Annotated in this window: 3 protein-coding genes; all 3 read left to right on the top strand. The window is 40.1% G+C overall.

Annotated elements, in window-relative coordinates; all coding sequences use genetic code 11:
- A partial coding sequence (locus tag ASC50_RS06030) for a hypothetical protein (RefSeq protein WP_226995431.1) occupies positions 1–1,249 on the top strand: 1,249 nt, incomplete at its 5' end.
- 12 nt (positions 1,250–1,261) lie between these two features.
- Positions 1,262–1,738, top strand: coding sequence for a hypothetical protein (locus ASC50_RS06025; protein WP_158648531.1), 477 nt, complete (start codon positions 1,262–1,264; stop codon positions 1,736–1,738).
- Between the two features lie 8 nt (positions 1,739–1,746).
- The gene (locus ASC50_RS06020) at positions 1,747–2,484 is read left to right on the top strand and encodes a DUF3990 domain-containing protein (protein WP_226995430.1); all 738 of its coding nucleotides are present in this window, start codon (positions 1,747–1,749) and stop codon (positions 2,482–2,484) included.
- Positions 2,485–2,554: the final 70 nt, after the last annotated feature.

Here is a 2,554-nt window from a genome sequence, read left to right as displayed (position 1 = left end):
GGAGTTGCCTCCGCCGACGGTGAATGTTTACATCGAAAATTCAGGCAGTATGGATGGCTATGTAAGGGGGATGACCGATATGGAAAAAGCGGTCTATGGCTATTTGAGTGACATGAAACTGGCGGATGCTGTGGATACGTTGAATTTGTTCTATATCAACAGCAAAATAATTCGCTATGCTTCCAATGCTGATTTAGATGGGATTTCGAACTTTATCGAAAAACTTAATCCCGCATCTTTTGTGCTGAGAGGTGGTTATCGGGGTGTATCTGATATTTCGGATGTTATCAAAGCTGTTTTAGCAAAAACGGAACCCAATCACGTATCTATTCTTGTGACCGACGGTATTTTTTCGCCGGAAAGAGGAAAAAACGCGGATGATTATTTGGAAAAACAAGAAATAGGACTTAAAAATAGCTTCAAAGACTATCTGAAATATGTGAACGATAATGCGGCTATCGTGGTCTATCAATTAAATTCGGGATTTAAAGGCAAATATTTTTATTTTGTCAAAAATAAAAATGCCGACAATATTGCCAATATTGAGGAAGATGCTGAAGATGATGTTAATATAAAAGCAAAAGCTAAAAAGAAAAAAAGAAAATCCAAACCTAAACGCGAAAATTTGGGTAGGGAAGCCGTAATGAACTATGTGGGAGACCGTCCGTTCTATATTTGGCTGATTGGTGATGCCGATTATCTGACCGGTATTCGCACAAAAGTGCCGGAACACACCGTTAAAGGCAGCGGTGTTCTCAACATGCTTTCACTCATACCTGGCGATAGAAAGGTGTCGTACGCCATACAGGATGGCTCCGGAAGGTTTGAATGGGGCAATGAAACAACCATTCGTAACTGGAAAAAAAATAACAAGGGACGTAATTTGGATGTTTCCCAATTTTCCATCAATGTTGACTTTTCGTATCTCCTGTTGGATGACGACTATTTGACAGATGCCGGTAACTATTTGTTGAGCGATGATGATTTTCACTTGACAGTCTCCAAAGCCGCCATCGGTGGTTACTCACATGTGTTAACCGTGTCTTCGGCGCATGTAAAAAAAGGTCCGGTCTCCATTAAACTCAAAATGGCAGTGCCGGAATGGGTGGAAGAGATGACCGAAGATGAAGGTTCCAATCCCGCAGCAGGTAAAACGTATGGATTTAAATATCAAATTCAGGGCGCTTATGAGGGATTTACCTTTGGGGAGAAAGATTTTTACACAGAAATAAAAATAAACATCATTTAAATAGAGAGTAATATGACTGACGTTTTAGGAGTAATTTACAGTTTGTTGTGCCCATTGTTTGACTACAATTTGGGAGATTATTTGTGGGGCTATGATTGTGATGCGCAGGCATACATCAACGTAAATCTTTTCAACCAGATAGGTTTGATAGCTATCGGCGTTTCGCTGGTATTCGTATTGGTCTATTACTATGCCCTCCAACGTTTTAAGAGCTGGTGGACGTGGCTCATCATGCTGTTTGCCACCGGAAGTATCAATCTGCTCATTGGTTATGGTTGGACTGTTTCAAGCATCAACAGCGGCCTGATTGGAGATTGCCTGATGTATGTAAAAGACGAAGAAGGACAAGTAGTGTCGCAACTGATTCAATCATCCAACTGCTGGGCGTTTGGATGTGCCAACGCCATCATAGCAGCAGTATTTCTCATCCTGTTTACACTCTGTTTCCGATGGTGGAGCCCCACCCAATGGGAAGAAACTGAAGAGTGACTAATTAAATGAAACTGTATCACGGTAGCAGTCAGATTGTTGATAATCCCCTAATCATACCACCTAATCGAGGTTTGGATTTTGGAGGTGGGTTTTACACCACCACGAATATTGGTCAGGCACGCGATTTTGCGCGGCGTATTGTGATTCAAAGGAAAATTCAAGGGGAAAATATTGCCGGTGTTGTCAACGAATACGAATTTGATGCAGGTGATTTGCGCGCTTTGGAATTTAATGCTCCTGATGAGTCTTGGTTTAATTTTGTATTATCCAATCGAGCGAATAAAGATATTGATGCTACCGGTAGTAAATTTGATATTGTGGTTGGTCCTGTTGCTAATGATAAAGTTTACCGAGTGTTCAACAAATATTCCGAACGCGAAATCACGCGAGAAGAGGCTTTAAAACAGCTCAAAATTAGTGAGTTGTATAATCAAGTTGTGTTCAAGAATGAAAAATCATTAAAAAATCTGCATTTTGTCACCTCTAATCGCGTGGATGATTTTGACATTGCAATTGATTATACGTCACCACTTTATCCAATTATTCAAGAACTGATTGCAACTATCGCAAGCAATTATAATTTGAACGAGCTCGCAGCAGCCGAACAGTTATATAACTCAAAATTATATGCTCAACTCGAAGTTGAGACAACAAAAATTTGGCATTTGAGCATACCTGCGCTGATGAATTTATTTATTAACGAGCATAATACAGGCAAACTAAATTTGGAGGAAATCGTATGAGCAAGCGAGGCGAATATTTTATCTATATTTTAGAACAATACAAGCGTAGCAAAGCCATTAGCGGCAAAGT

Source organism: Candidatus Symbiothrix dinenymphae (genome assembly GCF_001431085.1).
The sequence above is the reverse complement of the archived record's forward strand: the minus strand, read 5'-3'. Positions and strand labels throughout refer to the sequence as shown.

Bases quoted from the DNA above. Each gene is read 5' to 3' on its own strand.
- ASC50_RS06025 (WP_158648531.1), top strand. From the start codon at position 1,262: ATGACTGACGTTTTAGGAGTAATTTACAGTTTGTTGTGCCCATTGTTT.
- ASC50_RS06020 (WP_226995430.1), top strand. From the start codon at position 1,747: ATGAAACTGTATCACGGTAGCAGTCAGATTGTTGATAATCCCCTAATC.